Genomic DNA, 22,771 nt, shown 5'->3' on the forward strand with positions numbered 1-22,771 from the left:
GGGCCGATTGTATTGCAACGGACGTTGCCCTACAGTCGTAGCACTACAGTTGTTCACTTAAGGATGACGATGAGCGAACTCGAGACACAAGAGCAGGCGGCGACGCGGCGGTGGTGGGCGTTGGGGGCGGTGGCGACGGCGCAGTTGATGGTGGGGATCGATCTGACGATCGTGAACATCGCGCTGCCCTCGATGCAGCAGGACCTGGGGCTGTCGGATCCGTCGCGGCAGTGGGTGATCACGCTCTTCGCACTGGGGTACGGCGGCCTTCTGCTGCTCGGTGGGCGGATGAGCGACCTGATCGGGCGTCGGCGTGCGCTCCTGATCGGGCTGACCGGATTCGCGCTGGCCTCCGCGCTCGGCGGGGCTGCGACCGGTGGGGCGATGTTGCTGACCGGGCGTGCGCTGCAAGGCGTTTTCGGTGCGTTGCTGACTCCAGCCGTGCTCGCAACGCTCGCAGCCTCGTTCCCGGCACCTGCGGAGCGTGGGAAGGCCTTCGGGATCTACGGCGCTGTCATGGGCAGTGCGTCCGGACTGGGCATCCTGGCCGGCGGCGTGCTGACGGAGTACCTCGACTGGCGCTGGTCCATGTTCGTCAACCTCCCGATCGCTGCCCTGGCCGCGGCAGGTGTGCTGTACGCCGTGCCTTCCGTGCAGCGCGCTAGCGGCGTGCGAGTCGACGTACTGGGGGCACTGCTGGCGACCACTGGCTTGATGGCGGTGGTGTTCGGATTCGGCCGGGCGGAGTCGGACGGGTGGAGCGCGCCGGCGACGTACGCATCGTTGGCTGTCGGCGTGGCACTACTAGCCGGGTTCTTGGCTGCGCAGGCGCGCGTTGCCAATCCGCTGCTGCCGTTGAGGGTCCTCAGAGACCGCAAGCGAGGTGCGTCGTACCTGGCGGTCTTCAGCCTGGCGATCGGCATGTTCGCCGCGCTGTTCTTCCTGACCTTCTACCTGCAGACCGTGCGCCACTACTCGCCGATCCGCGCCGGCCTGAGCTTCCTGCCGCTCACTGTCGGACTGATGGTCGGAGTACGTGCCGTGAGTCGCCTGCTGGCGAAGGTGAGTGTGCGCACGCTCATCTGCCCCGGACTGCTGACTATCGCGGCAGGGCTCGCACTGCTTGGTCTCCTGCGCCCGGACTCCAACTACTGGTTGCAGGTCATGCCGGTGTTCCTGCTGGTCGGTCTAGGTACCGGCTGGGTCCTGGTCACCGCCAACAGCACTGCCACCCTCGGCGCGGGCTCCGACAGTGCAGTGGCCGGCGCCATGGTGATGACGTCCCAGCAGGTCGGCGCAGCACTGGGTACGGCGCTGCTCAGCACGGTCGCCGGAACGGTAGCCGCACACTCCGACGCCGTCCACGGGTTCAACGTGGCCGGCGTCGGAGCGGCAGGCTTCCTGTGTGTTGCCGCGGTTGCTGTCTACGCAGTCGTCTCGGAGCGGTCGCCGGACCACTCGAGGTGGAAGCTGCCTTCGCGGTCGACGCGCTTGTAGGTGTGGGCGCCGAACAGGTCACGGAGACCCTGGATCAGAGCAGCCGGCAGCCGCTCGGCGCGCAGACCGTCGTAGTACGACAGGGCTGCCGAGAAGCCCGGAGCCGGTACGCCGACAGTCGCCGCCGTCGCCACTACCCGTCGCCAGGCCTCCTGCCCGCTGGCGACTGCTTCCTTGAAGTAGTCGTCCACCAGCAGCGAGGGCAGCGACGGGTTCCGGTTGTAGGCCTCCGTGACGCGGTCCAGGAACCGCGCCCGGATGATGCAGCCGCCGCGCCAGATCTTCGCCATCGCGCCGAGGTCGATGTTCCAGTCGTACTCCTCACTGGCCGCCCGGATCGCGTCGAACCCCTGGGCGTACGCCACGATCTTCGACGAGTACAGCGCATGCCGTACGTCGTCGATGAACGCGTCCCGGTCGACGTCCGCCTTCACGTCCCCGGGCCCGGGCAGTACGCCGGCCGCGGCCTCGCGCCGTACGACGTCACCGGACAGCGACCGCGCGAACACCGCCTCGGCCATACCGCTGACCGGGATGCCCAGGTCCAGCGCGGACTGCACGGTCCAGCGGCCGGTGCCCTTCTGCTCGGCCTGGTCGAGGACGATGTCGACGAACGCGCCGCCGGTGGTGGGGTCGGTCTGGCTGAGAACCTCGGCGGTGATCTCGATCAGGAACGACTCGAGGTCGCCGGTGTTCCAGTCCCGGAACACCTCCGCGAGCTCCGCCGGGGACAGGCCGAGCGCGTGCCGGAGCAGGTCGTAGGCCTCCGCGATCAGCTGCATGTCGGCGTACTCGATGCCGTTGTGCAGCATCTTCACGAAGTGGCCGGCGCCGTCCGGGCCGACGTGCACGCAGCACGGCTCGCCGTTCACGTGCGCGGAGATCTTGGTCAGCATCGGCTCCAGCGCCGCGTACGACTCCGGGGAGCCGCCGGGCATGATGCTCGGGCCGTTCAGCGCGCCCTCCTCGCCGCCTGACACGCCGCTGCCGACGAAGTGCAGTCCCTTGTCGCGCAGCGCGGCCTCGCGGCGCCGGGTGTCGGCGAAGTGCGCGTTCCCGGCGTCGACGACGATGTCGCCCTCGGCGAGCAGCGGCACCAGTTCGTCGATGACCGCGTCGGTCGGTGCGCCGGCCTTGACCATGATGATCACCTTGCGCGGCTGCTCCAGCGACTCGACGAAGCCCGCCAGGTCCGTGGAGGGGACGAACTCGCCCTCGGAGCCGAACTCCGCGACCAGCGCGTCGGTGCGGGCCTGGGAACGGTTGTGCAGGGCGACGCGGAACCCGTTGCGTGCGAGGTTCCGGGCGAGGTTGCGACCCATCACCGCGAGGCCGGTGACGCCGATCTGGGCTTTACCTGAACTCATCGAATCTCCCGCAGTCTCAAGTTGTGTGCGGGGTCCAGTCTGCCTGAGGCCTTCTCAACCGCAAACATCGGTGGTAGACATCTCAGAAATCGATTTCCCATGACGAAGGAACCACCCATGCTCCGTCGTGCCGTCGTTCTGCTGATGTCAAGCGTGCTGTTGCTGACCGGTGCGGTACCGGCCTCGGCCAGTACCGCCGAAGGTGCCAACGGTCCGGTCGGCTGGGAGGTGTACCGGAACCTGGACCGGTTGCCCGAGCTGCAGACCGGCGTCCGCACGAAGCAGTTCTCCAGTTTCGGCCGCGACGGCACCAACAACGACGGCTTCGACGGCACCTACTCCTGTCTGCGTACGACGGACGCGGGCTGTGTGATCGCCGAGGACAGCGGTGCCGGTGAGGTCGCCTCGATCTGGTTCACGCGCGACGAGGGCAACGTCACCAAGACCGGAACGATCACCGTCGAACTCGACGGCAAGCAGGTCCTGCACGGCTCACTGCAGGACATCGTCGACGGCAAGCTCGGCGCGCCGTTCAGCTACCCGCTGGTCGCGAACGGCGTCCAGAGCAGCGGCGGCGTCTACATCCGCGTCCCGATGCCGTACCGCTCGTCGATGCGGATCACCACGCAGACGAACCCGTACTTCTACCACGTCGACTACCGCCAGTTCCCGGACGCGAACGGCGTACAGACGTTCGACCCGAGCGACAAGGCCGAGGACGTCCTCGCCCTGCTCAACGCGGCCGGCATGAAGGATCCGAAGCCCGCACGGCCCGACGCGCGGACCACGAAGACGCCGGTGAACCTTGCCCCAGGCAAGCAGTTGACGCTGGCCGACAACCGTGGTGCCGGCGAGCTGAGCGCGCTGCGGCTGAAGCTGCCCGATCTGGTTGGGCTCGACCTGAAGAGCCTCGCCGATGACGGTCGTGCGTTCCTCGGCGGCAGTACGTTCACGATGAAGATCGACCCGGCCAACACGGGTGTGAAGCTGACGCGCCGGATGGACCTGCGGATCGGCAACCAGCGCGCGAAGATCCTCGTCGACGGCGCGCCCGCGGGCGAGTGGGCACCGCTCAAAGCACAGGGCGCGCAGTGGCACGACCAGTCCGTCGACCTCCCGGCCGCGCTGACCGCGGGCAAGTCGCAGATCACCATCACCAACGAGTTCGTCTCGTCCGACCTGGACTTCAACGAGTTCGCGTACTGGGTGGACTCCGGTGACAAACTCGACGTCGGCCCCAACCACGTCGCCGACGAGCAGGCCCACGGGTACGCGATCACCCAGCAGAACTGGAGTGGCGAGCACGCCATGTCGTACGCCGCCACGGACGAGGACGCTGCCCGCGTCAAGCCGTCCGACACGCTCCTGGCGGGTGTCCGCGTCCAGGTGACGATCGACGGCCAGAAGCGCGTCGACGCCCCGCTCGGCGAGTTCTTCGGCTCCGGTCTGGGCGAGAACCCGGTGCGCTCACTCTTCTTCGCGATGGATCCCGACGGCTGGTACTCCTCCTGGTGGCCGATGCCGTACGCCGCGCGCGCCACGGTCACGCTGGTCAACAAGACGACGTACCCGTTGAAGGGGCAGGCCGAGGTGACGTCGGCTCACGACGCACGCAAGGCGGCCGACCTGGCGACCGGGAAGATCGGCTACTTCACCGCAATCTCGGCGCGCGGCGAGACCACGCAGGGCAGTGACTGGACGTTCGCCGACGTGGCCGGCCGCGGCAAGTTCGTCGGCGTCTCGCAGACCATGGAGGGACTGCTTGCCGACGGCAACACTCGCGGGTACCTGGAGGGCGACGAGCGGGTCTCCGTCGACGGTGAGCGAACGCCGGCGATCCACGGCACCGGCACCGAGGACTACTACGAGTCCGGCTGGTACTTCAACGCCGGCACGTACTCGACCCCGTTCCACGGCAACTCGGCGCACGAGGTGCGGGCCGGCGACTGCATCAACGAGTGCGACGGGGCGTGGCGACTGCACATCACCGATTCGATCGGGTTCGAGAACCAGCTCGACTTCGGGATCGAGCACGGGCAGCAGGACGACCACCCGGCGATCTACGGCTCAACGGCGTTCCTGTACACCGCGTCGAAGTTCGGCGCGCGGGAAACCGACCGCGTCGACACCGGCTCGGCAAGCAGCCGTCAGCAGCACGGGTACGTCGACAACGGCACGCAGGCCGATCTCACCTCGATGTACGAAGGCGACCACGACAACATCACCCTGACGGACCAGGTCCGCTCCAGCACGCAACCGATCCGCTTCAACGTCAAGATCGACCCGGCGAACCGCGGCGTCACGCTCCGCCGGACGAGCAACCAGAACGCCGCCGGACAGTCGGTGCGGGTGGTTGTCAATGGCAAGGAGGCCGGCACCTGGCTGCAGCCGCTCGGCAACACCCACCAACGCTGGCTCGACGACAACTACCAGCTCCCCGCGTCCATCACCGCGGGCAGGAGCCGCCTCGCCATCGAGCTCCGCCCGACCGGGCCGGCGTGGACCGCGGCGTCGTACGTCGTCCAATCGATCGTCGAGCCGTATGTCGATCGCCGGGCACCCGGCACCGTGACTGGGCTGGCCGCCGCCGGCCGCTCCGACAACGCGATCAACGTGACATGGTCCGATGTGGCTGATGAGAGCGGGGTCGCGTACTACAACGTCTACGGGGCGAAGGCCGGTGGAGCTGAGACGCTGCTGGGGACGAGCCCGCTACCCGGGTTCCTGCACCGAGGCCTAGGGCTCGGTGAGACGTGGACGTACCGGGTGTCAGCGGTGGATCTGGCCGGGAACGCCGGGCCGAAGTCGGCGGGCGTGCAGGGGACCAGCGGGCGGACGTTGCGGGTCGAGGGCGAGTCGATGCTGCCGCCGGTGTCGTCGACCGTCGCGGTGGATCCGCAGGGGAACTGCTGCGGGGTCAGTTGGTCGGGTGGTGCGCAGGCGTGGATCCACGGGACGAAGGCCGGTGACAAGACGGTGTTCGGGTTCAGCGTCCCGACGACCGGTTCGTACCAGTTGTCGACGGTGCTGACGAAGGCGGCCGACTACGGGATCGTCGACGTACAGGTGGACGGCAACGCGCCGGCCAGCTTCGACGGCTACCAGGCGTCCGGCGTCGGTACCCAGACAGTTGGGCTCGGTGAGGCGCAGTTGACGGCGGGCGAGCATCAGTTCACGGTGACAGTTACCGGCAAGAACGGGGCAGCAACCGGCTACCTGGTCGGAGTGGATCTGCTGGATCTTAGGCTCACCCCGTGAACCCTTTGGAGTCCCGTCGTACCGCGCTCGTCCTGATCGATCTGATGCCGCGGATCATCGCGCTCGAGACCGCGCCGCTGAGCGGATCGGTTGTGCTCGAACGGTCCGTGGCGCTGGCCGAGGCGACGCGGTCCGTCGGCGGTCTGGTGGTGAACGTCCGGGTCGACCGGCCCGGGGTGGAGGTGCAGCCGGAGGGCAGCGGGTTCGCGCCCGAGGCTGCGCCGCGGCCCGGTGACCTGGTGATCGTCAAGCAGACGATCGGCGCGTTCGGCCGCACGACCCTCGACGCCGAACTGCAGTCCCGCGGCATCGCGAACGTCGTCCTGGCCGGCATCGCCACGAACTTCGGCGTCGAGTCCACCGGCCGCGCCGCCGCGGACCTCGGCTACGAAACCTTCTTCCTCACCGACGCCATGACCGGCCTCGACGACCACGCCCACACCTTCGCCGTCACCTACACCTTCCCGCGCCTGGGCTCGGTCTGCACCACCGAGGAGTACCTGAAGGCGCTCACCTAGACGAAAAATGCAGCGTTTTCCTTGGCCCAGGCTTGCAGGGTCCGGGCGGGGTGGCCGGTGACGTCGGAAACGGTGGTGTTGACGGTGGTTTCGTCGATGGTGCCGTCGCCGAAGAAGGACTCGATGGCTTGGGCGTAGGGCTCCGGCATCGAGTCGTGGAGCGCTTCGTGCGTTTCGGCGCGGCTCATCGGGTACGCCGTCAGCGGGCGACCGATGGCCTCCGCGAGGATCGCGACCTGTTCGACCGGGGTGAGGGCGACCGGGCCGGTGAGGCGCAGGACCTCGCCGTCGTGGGCACCCTGCAGCGCGCGGACCGCCACGTCGCCGATGTCGCGGGGATGGATCGTCGACACCGGTACGTCGGGGAACTGCACCCGCACCTCGTCGCCGGCCGCCAACTGGTCGCGCCAGCGCAGTGTGTTCGACATGAAGGAGTTCGGCCGCAGGAACGTCCACTCCAGCCCGGCCGCGCGGACCGCTTCCTCGGTGGCGTGGTGGTACGCGGCGACAGCGTTCGTCACCTCGCCGTCGAGGGAACTGCTGGACAGTACGACGACTTTCCGCACGCCGGCCCGCACCGCGTTCCGCAGCATTTCCTCGAGCCGGTCGTAACCGCTCAGCAGAAAGATCCCCTTCACCCCGGTCAACGCGTCGGCGAACGTGTCCGGCCGGTTCAGGTCGCCGTACACCGGCTCGATGCCGGCCGGCAATTCGCGTTCGGAGCGGATCAGCGCCCGCCCCGGAATCCCTTGCTCCGCCAGCGATTGCAGGACAGCGCCGCCAGCGTTTCCGGATGCACCTGTTATCAGAATCGTCACCCGCTCAACCCTGTCACACCCAACCTCGCAACGCATCTGCCGCGGCGCGGAGGCAGATGACGGGGTCGTCCTGGTGGTACACGCGTTCGGCGGGTTCGATGTTGTCGAGGAAGCGTTGGTACGTGAGGGCGTAGGTGAGGTAGCCGAGGATCTTCATCGGCCGGATCGCTCGCAACGGGTCGCTGCTCGGTGCGTGGTTCTTCCAGGCCGCGCACCAGACGTCGGTGACGTGCGGATGCTTTTCCGCGGGCAGGAAGTCGTGCAGGCGCTGGACGTCGAGCGCCGGGTGGCCGATGAACGCGTCGGCCCAGTCGACGATGACCCGGTTGGTGCCGTCCGAGCGCCAGTTGCCCGGATGGAAGTCGCCGTGCACGACCGTGATCGGCAGTCCGGCCGCGTCGAGTTCGTCCACGATGCCGGGGAGTTTCTGGATCAGCTGTTCCACGTCGGCCGATTCGCCGGGGGAGAGCGTGACGCGCGGCAGCAGTCGCGTGACCTCGGCGACCAGTTCCTCCGGGAGCAGGCGAGGTGCCGCGAGCGTGGCGGCCTCGGACGCCAGCGCGGCCTGAGCGGCGACCCATCGGCTCACGACGTTGTCGACGGTCGCCTGGTCCGGCTCCCAGCAATCGGTGCCCGGGGCATGGGCCAGGAGCGACCAACGGTTGTCCGTCGACTGACCGAGTACGGCGGGCGCCAGCGTTGCGTCGTACCGGTGAACATGCTGGATGATGTCCGCGTCGATGCTCCCGAACCGGCTGGTGGCCTTCGCCCACGCGCCCGGGAAGCGGATCAGGCACGAGAGGTTCCATGTCTTCACCTGGACGGCGTCGTGCGGTCCGACGATGGTCTGCGCCCACTCGATCAACCGGCCCGGGCCGTCGATCTCGGCCCACGTCGATCGCAACGGGTCGGGTGCGATGATCGCGTCCCAGCCGGGCAGCGGAGTCTCGTCGAGTACGCCGTACCGCGGTTCGTCGAGTGCCTGGACGTGGTACACGACCCGTCCGCCGCGGCCGATCACGGCCTCGTCGGCGTGGACGAGTCGCAGGACCACTGTCCGAACCCCGAGCAGTTCGTCGAGATGCCGGGTGATCGCCTCGACCTCGGCCCACCAGGCCGGTTCGACGTCGAACGCGGGCGCGCGCCCGACGTACCGGTCACCGACGCTGACCAACGCCTCTACCGTCTTGAGCTCCACCCGCCTACTCTCGCGTGATCCGGTGCCAAGTGCGAGCGCCGGACTTCAGCACCACGCCCGCGTCGAGCTCGACTGCCGCCAAAGGGTCGTCCACCCGGACGCCGTCGATCGTCACGGCACCCTGCTGCAGCAGACGACGCAGCGCCGAGTTGCTGTCGTTCGGACGGGCAGCGCGGAGCAGGTCGAAGGCCGTCACGACCTCACCGGTGACGACGACCTCGGGCATGTCGTCCGGTTCGGAACGCTCGGAAAACGTGTGACGGAAGGCGTCCAGCTCGGTCTTGGCGATACCGGCGCCGTGGTACCGGGTCACGACGGCGGCCGCCAGGCGCAGCTTGGCGTCGCGTGCCGCCGGGCCGGTCGCGTCCGCGAGCGCGGCGACCGTCTCGAGGGGGAGCTCGGTGTAGACCCGCGCGTACGGCTCCACCAGCGAGTCCGGAATGCTCATCAGTTTCCCGAACTTGTCCCGCGGACTGTCCGTCAGCCCGATGTAGTTGTTCAGCGACTTCGACTGCTTGGCACGCCCGTCGATCCCGGGCGTGATCGTCGTCGTGATCACCGCCTGCGGCGGTGCGCCCAGCCGCTGCTGGAAGTGCCGTCCGAGCTGCTCGTTGAACAGCTGGTCCGATCCCACGATCGTCAGGTCGCTCTGCATCGCGAAGCTGTCGTATCCCTGCAGTACCGGGTACACCAGTTCGTGGACGGCGATCTCCCGTCCGGCCGCGACCCGATCGCGGAACATGTCCCGGCTCATCAGCTGTGCCTGCGTGACCTGGGCGAACAGGCTCAACAGCTCGGCCACCGGCATCGCGTCGTACCACTCGGAATTCCGGCGTACTTCGAAGACGGCGGGGTCGGTGCGCAGGACGAGCGATACCTGTTCGAGGAACGACGCGGCGTTCGCGTCGATCTGCGCGGGGGTGAGGACCGGCCGGGTCTCGGAGCGGCCGGTCGGGTCGCCGACGCGCGTGGTGAGGTCGCCGAGCAGGAACACGACCCGGTGCCCGAGGTCCTGCAACTGGCGCATCATCCACAGATTGACCGCGTGCCCGAGATGCAGGTCGGGCGCGGTGCAGTCGACGCCGTACTTGATCCGCAACGGTCGCCCGGACTCCAGGCGCTCGCGCAGGTCGTCCTCGCCGACGATCAGGTCGGTGGTGCGGCGTAATCGGTCGATCACGGCGTTCATGGGGTTCCTCTCGGGACGAGGCACCTCGCAAACCAGTGCCTCCGGCGAAACGGAAAGAGGCAGGAACCGGACGGTTCCTGCCTCGGAGGCTCTGGGTGCAGCGGCTACGGAGTGCCGGCTCCTCCCAGAGCCGGTCGATAGATCACGCAGTGCTTGGTCACACCCTGAGGCTAACAGCTGCTGGGCGACGCCTGGAATCCGATTAGGCTCAGGACGTGATCGACGAGCGGGTTGTGCTGGTGGACGAGGGCGGGCGTGCGGTCGGGACCGAGGCGAAGGCGGCGGTCCACCACGCGGCGACGCCGCTGCATCTGGCGTTCTCCAGCTACGTGGTCGACGCGGCCGGGCGGGTGCTGCTGACCCGGCGGGCGCTCGACAAGCCGACCTGGCCCGGTGTCTGGACCAATAGTTGCTGCGGGCACCCACTGCCGGGTGAGCCGCTGGAGCAGGCGGTACGGCGCCGGCTCGCGGACGAACTGGCCATCATCGTGGAGACCGTCGAGCTGGTGCTGCCGGAGTTCCGGTACCGCGCCGAGATGCCGACCGGCATGGTCGAGAACGAGATCTGCCCGGTGTACCGAGCGTGGTGGACCGGTGACCCGACGCCGAACCCGGCCGAGGTCGCGGACTACCGATGGGCCGAGTGGCACGAGGTACGGGACCTCCCGGACCTCTCGCCCTGGTGCCTCCTGCAACTGGACGAGCTCCCGGAACCGCCGGCCGACTGGCCGATCGCCGACCCGACCCGGCTACCGCCCGCCGCCCAGATCCAGGTCTAGAAGATCCGCGTGTACGGCGACCGCCGCCGTACTCGCATGACCTGCCGCACCGATCGCGAGCAGTGCCGGACTGGTCGTCGTACCGACCGCGTAGACCCCAGGCATCGTGGTGCGTCCGCCCTCGTCCGTGACCACCGCCCCGTCCGCGACCTGGCACCCGAGCCGCTCGGCCAGATCGCTCTGCTGATGCTGCCGCACCACCACGAACACCCGCCTCGCCAGCAGCTCCACGCCATCCAGGAGCACGTAGCCTTCCCGCACCTCCTTCACGGGCTCGGTCCGCACAGCAACCCCGGCTCGGACCAGCTGATCCACCTGAACCGCGGTCAGTTCATCCCCGTCCGTGCACAACGTCACGTCGTCGCTCCACCGGCTCAGCAGCAGGCCCCGCGCCACCGACCGCTCCGGCGCTCCGCGCATCCCGATCTGCACGAGCGGCTGATCCCGCACCTCCCACCCATGACAGTGCGGACAAGCCACCACCGACTGCCCCCACCCGTCAGCCACCCCTTGTACGTCGGGCAACTCGTCCCACAACCCGGTCGCCAGTACGACGGCCCGCACCCGCTCCCCACCGACCACGAACTCGTCACCGTCCACGTCGACGTCGTCGACCCGCAGATCGCGGACCTCGACGCCGTACGCCGCCACCTGCCGGCGCCCCACCGCCAGCAGCTCGCCCGGCGCGAGATCCTCCACGCCGAGGAAGTTGTGCACATGCGACGCCGCCCGATTGCGCGCCCGCCCGTCGTCGAACAGCACGACTCGCCGCCGGGCCCGCCCCAAGGTCAGCGCCACCTGCAGCCCGGCCACACTCCCACCAACTACCGCAACGTCCATGCGTTCATCATACGAGATCTTCTATCTCGCATACTAAGACAGCTCGCGAAGGAGATCAGGCCCTGACCACGAGCGGCGGTCGGTCTCGGCCGCGCGGATCAGCTCCACCAGCCGCGCGTTCACCGGAGCGGTCCGGCCGAGGGACTCCGCCAGCCGCACGACCTCGCCGTTCAGGTAGTCGATCTCGGTCGTCCGGCCGGCCTCGAGGTCCTCCCACATCGACGTCCGCGCGAGCGGGTCGACGGCGAGGACCTTGCCCGCGAGCCGCCGGAACAGGAAGTCCGGCAACCGGAGGACAGCGGGGAAGCGGTGCATCGGAACGGCCAGGAGCTGCGCCGGCCGGATCCCGGCCGCGTCGAGGAGCCCGAGCGTCTCGGCCTGCGCGGCGGCCAGGCAGCGGCGGTACGCGCGCTGCGAGAGTTCGTCGCGCAACGGCAGGTTCGACAGGGCGTTGATCGGGTTGTTCAGGTTCAGCAGAAGCTTCGCCCATTGGACCGGAAGGATGTCGTCGTGCTGCGCGAGCGGCAGCCCGGCCCGTTCGAAAGCCTCCAGGTACGGCGTCAGCGCGGCATCCCGCTGTACGTCGAGCGCGCCCTCGGTGCCCTGGTGGAACACGCCGGCGCCCCGGTTCAGCACGTTGAACGGGACCATCCCGGTCACCACGACCTGCTCGGTCAACCTCGACCGCAGCGCCTCGCCGTTCCGCACGCCGTTCTGGAAACTCACCACGACCGCGCCCGGCTTCAGCACCCCCGCGAGCTCGGCAGCAGCGCCTTCGGTCGCGGCGGACTTCACCGTCACCAGCACCAGATCCGCGTCGGCCGCACCAGCCGGCGTCGTCTCGAACGGCACCTCAGCGACCCGGAGATCCGCGCCCAGGTAGTCCGTCAGGTGCAACCCGTGCTCAGCGAGCGCGGCAGCCATCCGCGGGCGGCCGACGAACGTCACCGGCGTACCGGTTGCGGCCAGCCGGCCACCCACATAACACCCGATCCCACCAGCGCCATAGACAGCGATCACGGGGAAACGGTACTAGTGCAAGCGGACTCGCGGGTCGAGAACGGCGTACCCGATGTCGACGAGGATGTTCGAGACCACGACGGCGGCCGAGGCGAACAGGACGATGCCGATGATGACCGGCAGGTCCTGCTGGTTGATCGCGACGACCGCGGTCTGGCCCAGACCCGGGAGGCTGAACACGGTCTCGGTGACGACCACGCCGCCGATCAGCTGCCCGAGGTCGATGCCGAACTGGGTGACCACCGGCGTCAGCGCGCTGCGCAGACCGTGGACGACGACCACCCGGCTCTCCCGGATCCCCTTCGACCGCGCGGTCCGGATGTAGTCCTCGCCGAGAACGTCCAGCATCGAACCCCGGGTCAACCGCGTATAGGTTGCCGCCAGCAACAAGGCGAGCGCGATCCAGGGCAGCAGCAGGTGCTGGAACCAGGGCCCGATCCCGCCGGCCAGGGGTGCGTAGCCGCCCGCCGGGAACCAGCCGAAGCCGCTCAGCGTGAGCCGGAAATACAGGAAATACAGCAACAGCAGACCGAGCAGGAACGACGGAAACGAGTAGAAGAACAACGCGAACAACGTCAGTCCGCGGTCCGCCAGCGATCGCGGGTGCGTCGCCGAGATGACGCCGTTGAAGACGCCGAGCGCCAGCCACAGGACGGCCGCCCCGAGCGCCAGCGACACCGTGATCGGCAGCGCCTGCCCGATGATGTGCGTCACCGGCACCTGGTGGTAGTAGTCGTACCCGAGGTTCCCCTTCACCGCGTTGCCGAGGAAGTGCAGGTACTGCTGCCAGACCGGCAGGTCGAGACCGAGCCGGTGCTTGATCAGTGCGATCGTCTCCGGCGTACCCTGGCGGCCCGCGAGCGTCTGCGCGACGTTGCTCGGAGCAACGAAGAACAGCGCGAACACCGCGACGCTGATCAGCCACAGGACCAGGATCCCGTGACCGATCCGGCGGATCAGGAACATGGCCATGATCAGGTCCGATCTGCGCGGGGGTCGAAGGCGTCCCGGACCCCGTCGCCGAAGAGGTTGAAGGCGAGTGTGGTGACCAGCAGCGCCAGACCGGGGAACAGGATGAACCACCACGCGGTCGTGTAGTAGTTCTGCGACTCGCTGATCATCCCGCCCCAGTCAGGCGTGGGCGGGGGGAGGCCGAGTCCGAGGAACGACAACGTCGCCTGGGTCACGATCACCACCGGAATCAGCAGCGTCGTGTAGACGATCACCGGCGCGATCACGTTCGGCAGGACGTCGACGTACATGATCCGGCCGTCGCCGGCCCCGAGCGAACGGGCCGCCTCGACGAACTCCCGTTCCCGCAGTGACAGCACCTGACCGCGGACGATCCGGGCCACCGAGGCCCAGCTGAAGCAGCCGATCACCAGCACCGTGACGGTCAGGCTCGGGCCGGTCACGGACACCAGCGCGATCGCGACCAGCAGGAACGGCACGGACAGCACCACGTCGATCAGCCGCGCCAGGATGGTGTCGGTGATCCCCCCGAGGAACCCCGCCGCAAGCCCCAGTACGACGCCGATGACGACCGTGATGGCGGTCGCGAGCACGCCGACGAGCAGTGAGATGCGGGCGCCGTACGCGATCCGCACCAGGATGTCGCGGCCGAGGTCGTCGGTGCCCAGCCAGAACGTGCCGTTCGGTCCGCGCGGCAGGCCGTCCGGGGTGAGGCCGATGTCTCGGTACTGCTCGTTCGGCGGATGCCCCGTCACGGCCGCGAACACCGGTGCGAGGACCGCCATCAGCACGATCAGCACGATCACGACGAGCGAGATCATCGCGACCTTGTCCTTGCGCAGCCGCCGTACCGCGAGCGAGAACGGACTCCGCCCCTCGATCGCCTTCGGCTCGTCGAGAACATCGACCATCTCGATCGCGGCGGTCATGATGCCTTCAAATCGGGTACGGCGGTGGAGAGGTCCTCGCCCACCGTCAGCGGGTAGAAGCAGGCGGTGCGGTGTCCGGGCTTGTCGTTGAGGACGGGCTCCAGGACCGGCTCCTCGGCCGCGCAATCCAGTCGCGCCTTCGGGCAGCGGGTGTGGAAACGGCATCCGGACGGCGGGTTCGTCGCGGACGGGATGTCGCCGCCGAGGATGATCTGTTCGCGGCTGTCGGCGGTATCCGGGTCCGCCACCGGCAGCGCCGACAGCAGGGCCCTTGTGTACGGGTGCCGGGTCTGCCCGAACAGTTCGGCGGTCGGCGCCAGCTCGACGATCTTGCCCAGGTACATGACCGCGATCCGGTCGCTCACGTGCCGGACCACGGACAGATCGTGCGAGATGAACACGTAGGTGAGGTCGAACTCCCGCTGCAGATCCGACAGCAGGTTGATGATCTGCGCCTGGATCGACACGTCCAGCGCCGACACCGGCTCGTCGCAGATCACCAGCTTCGGCCGCAGTGCGAGCGCCCGCGCGACCCCGATCCGTTGCCGCTGGCCACCGGAGAACTCGGCCGGGAACCTGTTGTAGTGCTCGGGATTCAGCCCGACCAGCTCCATCAGCTCCTGGACCTTCTTCTTCCGTTCGTTGCCGGACGCAATGTTGTGGATGGCGAACGGGTCGCCGATGATCGACCCGACCCGGCGCCGCGGGTTCAGCGAGCCGTACGGATCCTGGAAGATCACCTGTACGTCGCGACGCAGCGGCCGCATCGCCTTCCGCGAGAGCTTGCTGATCTCCTGCCCCTCGAACCACACCGAGCCTGACGTCACGTCGTACAGGTGGGCCATGCACCGGGCCAGCGAGGACTTGCCGCAGCCGGTTTCGCCGACCAGTCCGAGCGTCTCGCCCTTGTGCACCTCCAGCGAGACCCCGGCGACGGCCTGCACCACCTCCTTGGAATGGGTCGGGAACTCCTTCCGGACGTCGTCCACCTTCAGAAGTACGTCGTTCATGACGCCACCGCCTCGTTCACGTCGTGGGGGAGCCAGCACGCGGACTGATGACGCGGGTCGCCGCCCACGTCGGTCAGCGGTGGTGGCTCCGAGCACTTGTCGAACACGTGCGAGCACCGGGCCGCGAACGGGCAGCCCTTCGGCAGGCTGATCAGGCTCGGCGGAGTGCCCTGGATCGGCGTCAGCCGGTCACCGCTGCGCGCCGGGAGGGAGGCGAGCAGACCCTGCGTGTACGGGTGGTGGTTGCGGTAGAAGATGTCCCGGCGCGGCGCGCGTTCCATCACCGCACCGGCGTACATGACCACGACCTCGTCGGCCATCTCGGCGACCACGCCGAGGTCGTGCGTGATCAGGATGATCGCCGTACCGAACTGCTCCTGCAGCCGGCGCATCACGTTCAGCACCTGGGCCTGGACCGTCACGTCGAGCGCGGTGGTCGGCTCGTCCGCGATCAGCAGCGCCGGGTCGAGAGCCATCGCCATCGCGATCATCACCCGTTGCCGCATCCCGCCGGAGAACTGGTGCGGATAGTCGTCGATCCGCTCCGCGGCCCGCGGGATGCCGACCAGGGTGAGCAGCTCGGCGGCGCGTTTCCGCGCCGCCTGCTTGCTGATCTCGAGGTCGTGCGCCCGGATCATCTCCACGATCTGCCAGCCGATCCGGTACTGCGGGTGCAGGCTGGACAGCGGATCCTGGAAGATCATCCCGATCCGGGCGCCGCGCAGCCGCCGCAGCGTCGCCTCGTCGGCGGTGATCAGGTCGGTGCCGTCGAAGTACGCCGTACCGGAGACTGTCGCGCCGCGGGTGAGGCCGGTGATGGTCTGGGTGGAGACGCTCTTGCCGGACCCCGACTCGCCCACCACGGCGAGCGTCTGCCCGGCTTCCACGTCGAACGACAACCCCCGGACGGCACGGACGGTACCGTCCGGGGTGTCGAAGGAGACCCGGAGGTCCCTTACTTCAAGCAGAGCCATGAGGTTTTCAGCCGCCCTGCTTGTCTTTGGAGAGCCAGACGTTGGTCGGGTCGTAGTTCTGCATGGACGGGACGTACACCGCGTTGTTCACCTGGGCGGCGTGGTAGTTCGCCTGCTTGCCGTTGGTGAGCGGGTAGAACGCGGCCTGGTCCATCACCCGGGCGTCGGCCTTGGCCCACAGGTCCGCGGCCTGGTCCTGGGTCTCGGCGGTGGCGGCCTGCCGGATCAGGCTGTTGGTCTCCGGGTCGTTGTAGAGCCCGAAGTTGCTGCCGATCGGCGGGTACGACGGCGGACCGGAGAACAACGGGTTGAAGAAGGACAGCGCCGCGTTGCCGTACCAGTCGGCGCCCCATCCGGCCAGTGAGACATCCCAGACGCCGCGTCGCGCGACATCCGGTACCTGCAGGTACTTCACGTAGAAGTCCGCGTTCGGCGACGGAACGCCGACCACCGTGATGCCGGCCTTCGTCAGGTCCTGCTGCACCGTCTGGAAGGTCTTGCTGCTGCCCTCGGTCGCGTTGCGGTAGAGGAACTTCAGCGTCAGGTGCGGGTAACCGGCCTCGGCGAGGAGTTGCTTGGCCTTGTCCGGGTTGTACGGATACGGGTCGATCTGCTTCGAGCCGATGATGACGTCGGGCAGGACGTGGGTGAGCGGCGGGTTCAGCGTCTTGCCGCCGAGCACCTGCAGGATGTGGTCGCGGTTGATCGCGTAGCTGATCGCCTGCCGGACCTTCGGGTTCTGCAACGCCTTGTTGTTGTTCGGCGAGACGGTGTTGTAGATGACGTACGGGTTCGAGCCCGCGGTGTCGCCGATGGTCAGGTTCGGGTCCTTCTTGGCCTGCAGGGCGGGCAGCTGGGATGGCGGCGGCGCGACGTCGAACTCCATGTCGGCGGCCGGCGTACCGGTCTGCAGCTGCTGCTGGACCGAGTCCTGCGTGACGGTCTCGTTCACCACGATCTTGTCGACGTACGCCTTGCGGACCGGATCGGACGCCGGGTCCCAGGCGGGGTTCCGGGAGTACGTGATCGACTTGGTCGGCACCCACGAGTCGACCTTGTACGGGCCGTCGGACGGGAAGTGGTTGCCGAGCTCGGTGCTGGCCGGAAGGTAGTTCAGCGACTCGACCGGGGCCGGCGAGAAGGCCGGCAGCGTCAGCATGTCGACGAAGTACGTCGCCCGCTGGGTCAGGTGGAACACGACCGTGGACGCGTCCTTGGCCACGACTCCCGGCAGCGGGGTCTTCTCGATGTACTCCTTGATCCCGGCGACCGTCTTCGGCGCCTTGGCGAAGCCGTCGGCGAACGCCTGGTAGCCGACGATCAGGGTCGCGAAGTCCGGGATGCCGCCGAACGGCTGCTGCGGGTTCGCGGTCCGCTTGACGCCGAGGACCATGTCCGCGGCGGTCACCGGGCGGGCCGGGTTCGTGTTCCACTGCGCGCCGGGCCGGATCTTGATCGTGTACGTCTTGCCGTCCGCGCTGATCCCGCCGTTCGCCGCGGTCGGGATCTCGGTTGCGAGATCGGCGACCGGCGTGGTGTTCTTGCCGCCGGGGTCGGCCGGATAGGTGAACAGCTGCCGGCTCCACATCCGCAGGTTCAGGTACCCGACGGAGTAGTAGCTGACATTGGGATCCATGTAGTCGACGTCGCCCGCCCCGAGCATGTTCAGGGTGCCGCCGCTGACCGGTGTGCCGGCGGATCCGCCTCCGGATCCGGACGCCGTTCCGCCGCCGTTACTGCAGGCGGCGAGCGCGATGAGGCTCGCCGCGGCGGCAAGGGATACTGCCGCCAGCCGTTTCCTGGCCATTGGTCCTCCTCCGGGACTCGATAGCGCCGAAGTTAGGACTCCCGGGCGGGCCCGGGACCGCGGTCACCGAACCGTCAAGCAGATGTCAATCGGCTCTCGCACGAAGATGACGGATTCATGACAGGCGTAACCGGCACCCGGCCTGCTGGTGAGCGACACTGGTCCCGTGGCACACAGCTTGCTGCTGGTCGACGACGAGCCGCGGATCCGGCGGGTACTGCGGCTTGCCCTGGAAGACGAGGGCTATCAGGTCGCCGAGGCGGCCAACGGGTACGACGCCTTGGCCGCGCTGCGCCGGGAACCGCCGGACGTGGTGCTGCTGGACCTGATGCTGCCGGACCGGGACGGGTTCGCGGTCTGCCGGGAGATCCGCCGCGCGAGCGACGTACCGGTGATCATGGTGACCGCGCGGACCGACAGTCACGATGTGGTCGCGGGTCTGGAGGCGGGGGCGGACGACTACGTGACGAAACCGCTCGTCGCGAAGGAGCTGTCGGCCCGGATCCGGGCGCTGCTGCGCCGGGTCGAGCCGGCCGGCGCGCGGCAGGCCGACCTGCTCGAGGTCGGTGACCTGCGGATCGACGTACCGGGGGCCGAGGTGACGCGGGACGGCGAGGTGCTGCCGCTGACCCGGACCGAGTTCAAGCTGATCGCCGAGCTGGCCAACGCCGACGGCAAGGTGCTGAGCCGCGAGCAGTTGCTGTCGAAGGTCTGGGGCTACGGGTACTTCGGTGACAGCCGGATCGTCGACGTCCACATCCGGAGGCTGCGGCTGAAGGTCGAGCGCGACCCGGCCAGCCCGAAGCATCTCGTGACGGCCCGCGGCCTGGGCTACCGACTGGTGAGCTGACCTTGCTGGGACGGGTCACCCTGCGAGGCCGCGTGATGCTGGCGTACGGCCTGCTCGCGCTCGGGTTGTCGACCGTGCTGTCGATCGTGACGTGGACCGTCGTGTCGGACTATCTGGTCCAGCAGCGCGAAGCGGCGGCGGAGACGATCACGGCGGACAACGGGGCGGCGTTGCGGTACGGGTTGTTCGGTCCGCCGGAGCCGTGCCGGCCGAGCCACGAGCGGGTCGAGTGCGAGACCCCGACGCTGCAGCCCGGGGTGTCCGTGATGGAGGTGATGAACAGCCTGCCGTCCACCGATGCGGCGGCCACCATGCTGTACCTCCAGGACCGTTGGTACGCGATGACCGGGAAGCCGTCCGATCTGCCGCCGGACCTGATCCAGGGCGCGATCAGCGGCAAGGTGGTGCAGCGGCGGATCGAGGTCGGTGGGCAGCCGGTGCTCGCGGTCGGCGTACCGATCGGGCGGCAGGGGGACGCGTTCTTCGAGTGGCATCCGCTGAGCAGCCTCGACGCCACGCTGCAGCGGATGAAGTTCACGCTGATCGCGGCGGCGATCGCGACCGCGCTGGTCGGGCTCGCCGTCGGGCGGCTGGCGAGCACGCTCGCGCTGCGCCCGCTCGCCGAGCTGGCCCGGGTCGCGGACGCGGTGGCGCGCGGGAAGCTCGACGCGCGGTTGCCGGCGGAGAACGACAAGGACCTCGGCGGGCTGGCGCGGTCGTTCAACCAGACCGCGGCCGACCTGGAGAGACGCGTGGCCGCGGACGCGCGGTTTGCCGGCGACGTGAGTCATGAGCTGCGGACGCCGTTGATGACGATGCTGAACTCGATGCAGCTGATCCAGAACCACCGCGCCGAGCTGCCGGACGCCGTACGAGAGCCGGTCGAGCTGCTCGGTGACGACCTGGACCGGTTCCGGCGGCTGGTGATCGACCTGCTGGAGATCTCCCGCGACGACGGCGGCGACCGGGGCAGCCGGGAGATCGTCCGGATCGCCGACCTGGTCCGGGCCGCCGCCGACGCGGCCGCCGGGCGGGAGGTGACGGTCGTCGCGCCGGACGCCGAGGCGCTCACGCTGCAGGCGGACAAGCGCCGGCTCGAGCGCGTGATCGCGAACCTGGTGGAGAACGCCGAGGACCACGCCGGCGGCTGCAAGGGCGTGGGCGTCGAGGCGGGCGGTCTCGGCGTCGTCATCACCGTCGACGACGCCGGGCCGGGGATCGCCGCCGAGGACCGGTCCCGAGTCTTCGAACGGTTCGGCCGCGGCGAGACCTCGGGCCGTGGCCGCGGTGTCGGCCTGGGGCTCGCGATCGTCGCCCGCCACGTCCAGTGGCACCACGGAACCATCCAGGTCACCGACCGTCCGGGCGGCGGCGCCCGCTTCGTCGTCGAGCTCCCCGCGAAAATCAGCTGACGGATCTTGCCGGTCCCGGTTACCGTGGGCGTATGGCTACTTGCCTCTGTGTCTAGCTGGCGCACCCGCTTCTGCAGGTGAGGTGTGTCCACTAGCTATCACGGAGAGTAACCATCATGATCACCGTTCGCGGTGTAGATATTCGGGTCGGCGCGCAGTTGCTGCTGGCCGACGTGTCGTTCGGTGTCGGCGCCGGAGACCGGGTCGGGCTCATCGGCCGCAACGGTGCCGGCAAGACCACGCTGCTGAAGACGCTGGCCGGCGAGACCCGGCCGACGGCGGGGCAGGTCAGCACGACCGGGTCGATCGGCTACCTGCCGCAGGACCCGCGGGCGGCCGATCCCGCGATCACCGTCACCGCGCGCATCCTGTCCGCGCGCGGGCTGGACGTCGCCGTACGGCAGCTCCGTGCGGCCGAGGCCGCGATGAGCTCGGCCACGGGTGCGGCACAGGAGAAGGCGATGGCGGCGTACGCGCGCGCCGAAGCCGCGTTCCAGGCCGGTGGCGGGTATGCGGCCGAGGCGGAAGCGGCGCGGCTCGCGGCCGGTGTCGGTCTGCCGAACCGTGCCCTCGAGCAGCCGATCGGCGAGCTGTCCGGCGGTCAGCGCCGGCGCGTCGAGCTGGCCCGGATCCTGTTCGCGCAGCACGACGTCCTGCTGCTCGACGAGCCGACCAACCACCTCGACGCCGACTCGGTGCTGTGGCTGCGGCAGTTCCTGCTGGCCTACCCCGGCGGCCTGATCGTCATCAGCCACGACCGCGAGTTGCTCAAGGCAACGGTCAACCGGGTCTTCCACCTGGACCCGCAGCGGTTGACGATCGACATCCACAACACCGGCTGGACGAAGTACCTCGAGCAGCTGGAGGTCGACGAGCGGCGCCGCAAGCGCGAGCGGGCGGTCGCCGAACGCAAGGCCGCGGTCCTGCACGCCCAGTCGGCGAAGATGCAGGCCGGGGCGAGTACGGCGATGGCGGCCAAGAACATGGCGCGTCGCGCGGACAAGCTGCTCGCCGGTCTGGAGCCGGTACGCCGGGCCGCGCGGGTTGCCAAGATCCGCCTCCCGGCCCCGGCGCCGTCCGGCCGGACTCCGCTGTCCGCGGTCGGCCTGAAGAAGTCGTACGGCGCTTTGCAGGTCCTCGACGGTGTCGATCTGGCCGTGGACCGGGGGAGCCGTGTGGTCATTCTCGGGCTGAACGGCGCGGGCAAGACCACGCTGCTCCGGCTCCTCGCGGGCCGCGAACAGCCCGATGCCGGCCGCGTCGTACCGGGTCATGGACTGCGGCTCGGGTACTTCGCGCAGGAACACGACACGCTGGACCTGGCCGGCACCGTACGGCAGAACCTGGCGTCGGTCGCGCCCGGGCTGACCGACGGCGAGGTCCGCAACGTGCTCGGCTCGTTCCTGTTCAGCGGTGACGACGTGGACAAGCCGGCCGCTGTGCTGTCTGGCGGCGAGAAGACCCGGCTGGCCCTCGCCGGCCTGGTCCACTCCAGTGCGAACGTGCTGCTGCTCGACGAGCCGACGAACAACCTCGACCCGGCATCGCGGGACGAGGTGCTCGGTGCGGTCGGCAGCTACCCGGGCGCGATCGTGATGGTCACCCACGACGAGGGTGCGATCGAGGCGCTGCGCCCGGACCGCGTGCTGATCCTGCCGGACGCGACCGAGGACCTGTGGTCGGACGACTACCTCGACCTGGTCTCGCTCGCCTGAATTCGTTGGCGTGAGTCAACCCTGGGGTTGAGGCCCAGATCCACCTGGGTCTCACCTCGGGGCTGACGTTCCGGACGCCGTTTCCGAGGAGTGTTGTCAGCAACCTCCTCGGAAAGGAAATCTTGGACATGTCGGCCGTGCTCGGAATCTTGATTGGCCTGCTGGTGCTGGTGCGGGTGATCGGCAAGCAGGTGACCGGCTCACTCGTCACGCAGAAGTCGCTGGTCGTGATGCCGCTGATCCTGCTGGGTGTCGGCGTGCTCTCGTTGTCGTCGGCCGTCCACAGCGCCTCGACCGGCGAGCTCGCGTTCCTGGCGCTCGACTGCGTGGTCCTGCTCGGAGCCGGTTTCGCCCGCGGTGCGAGCATCCGGCTCACCCAGACCGCGGACGGGCTGTACCAGAAGGGCACGGTTCCGACGCTCCTGCTCTGGCTGCTGACGATCGCGCTCCGGGTCGGTGCGTCCTTCGCCTCGGCCGCGCTCTGGCCCCACAGCACGTTCAGCCGGTCGGCGATCGCACTGACCGTCGGCCTCACGATCGGTGCCCAGAACGCGATGATCTACCGCCGCTCGCTGGCCATGAACATTCCGCTGGCGGCGCAGCGGGCATGATGAGGTC

Annotated in this window: 19 protein-coding genes; 8 read left to right on the forward strand and 11 right to left on the reverse strand. The window is 68.8% G+C overall.

The genetic code is table 11. The features are described 5' to 3' along the window. The first annotated feature begins 69 nt into the window (after positions 1 to 69). Positions 70 to 1,497 (forward strand): MFS transporter, encoded by a 1,428-nt coding sequence (locus E0H92_RS25485; RefSeq protein WP_131497945.1) that lies wholly within the window; start codon positions 70 to 72, stop codon positions 1,495 to 1,497. Here the strand turns inward: E0H92_RS25485 and gndA are convergent. Next, positions 1,425 to 2,864: an NADP-dependent phosphogluconate dehydrogenase gene (gene gndA / locus E0H92_RS25490; RefSeq protein WP_131459753.1), complete on the reverse strand. Its 1,440-nt coding sequence runs from the start codon at positions 2,862 to 2,864 to the stop codon at positions 1,425 to 1,427. The genes E0H92_RS25485 and gndA overlap by 73 nt on opposite strands. Positions 2,865 to 2,981: 117 nt before the next feature. Between gndA and E0H92_RS25495 the strand changes: the two genes are divergently transcribed. Both E0H92_RS25495 and E0H92_RS25500 read left to right on the forward strand, forming a co-directional pair. Further along, on the forward strand, positions 2,982 to 6,122 hold the full coding sequence (locus tag E0H92_RS25495; protein WP_165549973.1) for a DUF2961 domain-containing protein: 3,141 nt from the start codon (positions 2,982 to 2,984) through the stop codon (positions 6,120 to 6,122). Further along, a complete protein-coding gene (locus tag E0H92_RS25500; protein ID WP_131459751.1) occupies positions 6,119 to 6,640 on the forward strand; it encodes an isochorismatase family protein in 522 nt (173 codons plus the stop codon). The genes E0H92_RS25495 and E0H92_RS25500 overlap by 4 nt, the downstream gene beginning before the upstream one ends. Here E0H92_RS25500 and E0H92_RS25505 read toward each other — a convergent pair. The 3 genes from E0H92_RS25505 to tyrS are packed head-to-tail and all read right to left on the reverse strand — an operon-like array spanning position 6,637 to position 9,845. Continuing rightward, complete coding sequence (locus tag E0H92_RS25505; protein WP_131497947.1) at positions 6,637 to 7,458, reverse strand: NmrA family NAD(P)-binding protein; 822 nt, start codon at positions 7,456 to 7,458, stop codon at positions 6,637 to 6,639. The genes E0H92_RS25500 and E0H92_RS25505 overlap by 4 nt on opposite strands. 13 nt (positions 7,459 to 7,471) lie before the next feature. Further along, the gene (locus E0H92_RS25510) at positions 7,472 to 8,656 is read right to left on the reverse strand and encodes an aminoglycoside phosphotransferase family protein (RefSeq protein WP_131497948.1); all 1,185 of its coding nucleotides are present in this window, start codon (positions 8,654 to 8,656) and stop codon (positions 7,472 to 7,474) included. Between the two features lie 4 nt (positions 8,657 to 8,660). Next, positions 8,661 to 9,845 carry a tyrosine--tRNA ligase gene (gene tyrS, locus E0H92_RS25515; protein ID WP_131497949.1) on the reverse strand — a complete coding sequence of 395 codons (1,185 nt, stop codon included), beginning with the start codon at positions 9,843 to 9,845 and terminating at the stop codon, positions 8,661 to 8,663. Between the two features lie 215 nt (positions 9,846 to 10,060). On the opposite strand from tyrS, the gene idi reads away from it, so the two are divergent. Then, positions 10,061 to 10,624 (forward strand): isopentenyl-diphosphate Delta-isomerase, encoded by a 564-nt coding sequence (idi, locus tag E0H92_RS25520; RefSeq protein ID WP_131459747.1) that lies wholly within the window; start codon positions 10,061 to 10,063, stop codon positions 10,622 to 10,624. On the opposite strand, the gene E0H92_RS25525 is transcribed toward idi, so the two are convergent. Genes E0H92_RS25525 through E0H92_RS25555 form a run of 7 tightly spaced genes read right to left on the reverse strand, consistent with a single transcriptional unit; the run spans position 10,595 to position 18,176 of the window. Next, entirely contained in the window at positions 10,595 to 11,464 is an 870-nt protein-coding gene (locus E0H92_RS25525) for an NAD(P)/FAD-dependent oxidoreductase (protein ID WP_131459746.1), read from the reverse strand. The genes idi and E0H92_RS25525 overlap by 30 nt on opposite strands. 33 nt (positions 11,465 to 11,497) lie before the next feature. Next, positions 11,498 to 12,484: a 2-dehydropantoate 2-reductase gene (locus E0H92_RS25530; RefSeq protein ID WP_131497950.1), complete on the reverse strand. Its 987-nt coding sequence runs from the start codon at positions 12,482 to 12,484 to the stop codon at positions 11,498 to 11,500. Positions 12,485 to 12,496: 12 nt separating this feature from the next. After that, positions 12,497 to 13,456, reverse strand: a complete 960-nt coding sequence (locus E0H92_RS25535; RefSeq protein WP_131497951.1) for an ABC transporter permease — start codon at positions 13,454 to 13,456, stop codon at positions 12,497 to 12,499. Between the two features lie 2 nt (positions 13,457 to 13,458). Beyond that, the gene (locus E0H92_RS25540) at positions 13,459 to 14,385 is read right to left on the reverse strand and encodes an ABC transporter permease (protein ID WP_131497952.1); all 927 of its coding nucleotides are present in this window, start codon (positions 14,383 to 14,385) and stop codon (positions 13,459 to 13,461) included. Further along, positions 14,382 to 15,395 carry an ABC transporter ATP-binding protein gene (locus tag E0H92_RS25545; RefSeq protein ID WP_131497953.1) on the reverse strand — a complete coding sequence of 338 codons (1,014 nt, stop codon included), beginning with the start codon at positions 15,393 to 15,395 and terminating at the stop codon, positions 14,382 to 14,384. Before E0H92_RS25545 ends, E0H92_RS25540 begins: the two co-directional genes overlap by 4 nt. Further along, positions 15,392 to 16,369, reverse strand: a complete 978-nt coding sequence (locus E0H92_RS25550; RefSeq protein ID WP_131497954.1) for an ABC transporter ATP-binding protein — start codon at positions 16,367 to 16,369, stop codon at positions 15,392 to 15,394. Before E0H92_RS25550 ends, E0H92_RS25545 begins: the two co-directional genes overlap by 4 nt. 7 nt (positions 16,370 to 16,376) lie before the next feature. Then, a complete protein-coding gene (locus E0H92_RS25555; protein ID WP_131497955.1) occupies positions 16,377 to 18,176 on the reverse strand; it encodes an ABC transporter substrate-binding protein in 1,800 nt (599 codons plus the stop codon). A 166-nt stretch (positions 18,177 to 18,342) separates the two neighbouring features. Here E0H92_RS25555 and E0H92_RS25560 point away from each other — a divergent pair, with 166 nt between their 5' ends. The 4 genes from E0H92_RS25560 to E0H92_RS25575 all read left to right on the forward strand — a co-directional run bounded on the left by E0H92_RS25560 (position 18,343) and on the right by E0H92_RS25575 (position 22,764). Then, positions 18,343 to 19,026, forward strand: coding sequence for a response regulator transcription factor (locus E0H92_RS25560; RefSeq protein ID WP_131459739.1), 684 nt, complete (start codon positions 18,343 to 18,345; stop codon positions 19,024 to 19,026). 2 nt (positions 19,027 to 19,028) lie between these two features. Further along, positions 19,029 to 20,438: a HAMP domain-containing sensor histidine kinase gene (locus tag E0H92_RS25565; protein WP_131497956.1), complete on the forward strand. Its 1,410-nt coding sequence runs from the start codon at positions 19,029 to 19,031 to the stop codon at positions 20,436 to 20,438. A gap of 116 nt (positions 20,439 to 20,554) precedes the next feature. Further along, positions 20,555 to 22,153 carry an ABC-F family ATP-binding cassette domain-containing protein gene (locus E0H92_RS25570; protein WP_131459737.1) on the forward strand — a complete coding sequence of 533 codons (1,599 nt, stop codon included), beginning with the start codon at positions 20,555 to 20,557 and terminating at the stop codon, positions 22,151 to 22,153. Between the two features lie 128 nt (positions 22,154 to 22,281). Next, complete coding sequence (locus E0H92_RS25575) at positions 22,282 to 22,764, forward strand: hypothetical protein (protein WP_131459736.1); 483 nt, start codon at positions 22,282 to 22,284, stop codon at positions 22,762 to 22,764. Positions 22,765 to 22,771: the final 7 nt, after the last annotated feature.

It is taken from the genome of Kribbella speibonae, assembly GCF_004331375.1.
GTDB classification, from domain to species: Bacteria; Actinomycetota; Actinomycetes; order Propionibacteriales; family Kribbellaceae; genus Kribbella; species Kribbella sindirgiensis.

Bases quoted from the DNA above. Each gene is read 5' to 3' on its own strand.
- E0H92_RS25525 (WP_131459746.1), bottom strand. From the start codon at position 11,464: ATGGACGTTGCGGTAGTTGGTGGGAGTGTGGCCGGGCTGCAGGTGGCG.
- E0H92_RS25535 (WP_131497951.1), bottom strand. From the start codon at position 13,456: ATGGCCATGTTCCTGATCCGCCGGATCGGTCACGGGATCCTGGTCCTG.
- E0H92_RS25495 (WP_165549973.1), top strand. From the start codon at position 2,982: ATGCTCCGTCGTGCCGTCGTTCTGCTGATGTCAAGCGTGCTGTTGCTG.
- E0H92_RS25555 (WP_131497955.1), bottom strand. From the start codon at position 18,176: ATGGCCAGGAAACGGCTGGCGGCAGTATCCCTTGCCGCCGCGGCGAGC.
- E0H92_RS25550 (WP_131497954.1), bottom strand. From the start codon at position 16,369: ATGGCTCTGCTTGAAGTAAGGGACCTCCGGGTCTCCTTCGACACCCCG.
- E0H92_RS25485 (WP_131497945.1), top strand. From the start codon at position 70: ATGAGCGAACTCGAGACACAAGAGCAGGCGGCGACGCGGCGGTGGTGG.
- E0H92_RS25540 (WP_131497952.1), bottom strand. From the start codon at position 14,385: ATGACCGCCGCGATCGAGATGGTCGATGTTCTCGACGAGCCGAAGGCG.
- gndA (WP_131459753.1), bottom strand. From the start codon at position 2,864: ATGAGTTCAGGTAAAGCCCAGATCGGCGTCACCGGCCTCGCGGTGATG.
- E0H92_RS25545 (WP_131497953.1), bottom strand. From the start codon at position 15,395: ATGAACGACGTACTTCTGAAGGTGGACGACGTCCGGAAGGAGTTCCCG.
- E0H92_RS25570 (WP_131459737.1), top strand. From the start codon at position 20,555: ATGATCACCGTTCGCGGTGTAGATATTCGGGTCGGCGCGCAGTTGCTG.
- E0H92_RS25575 (WP_131459736.1), top strand. From the start codon at position 22,282: ATGTCGGCCGTGCTCGGAATCTTGATTGGCCTGCTGGTGCTGGTGCGG.
- tyrS (WP_131497949.1), bottom strand. From the start codon at position 9,845: ATGAACGCCGTGATCGACCGATTACGCCGCACCACCGACCTGATCGTC.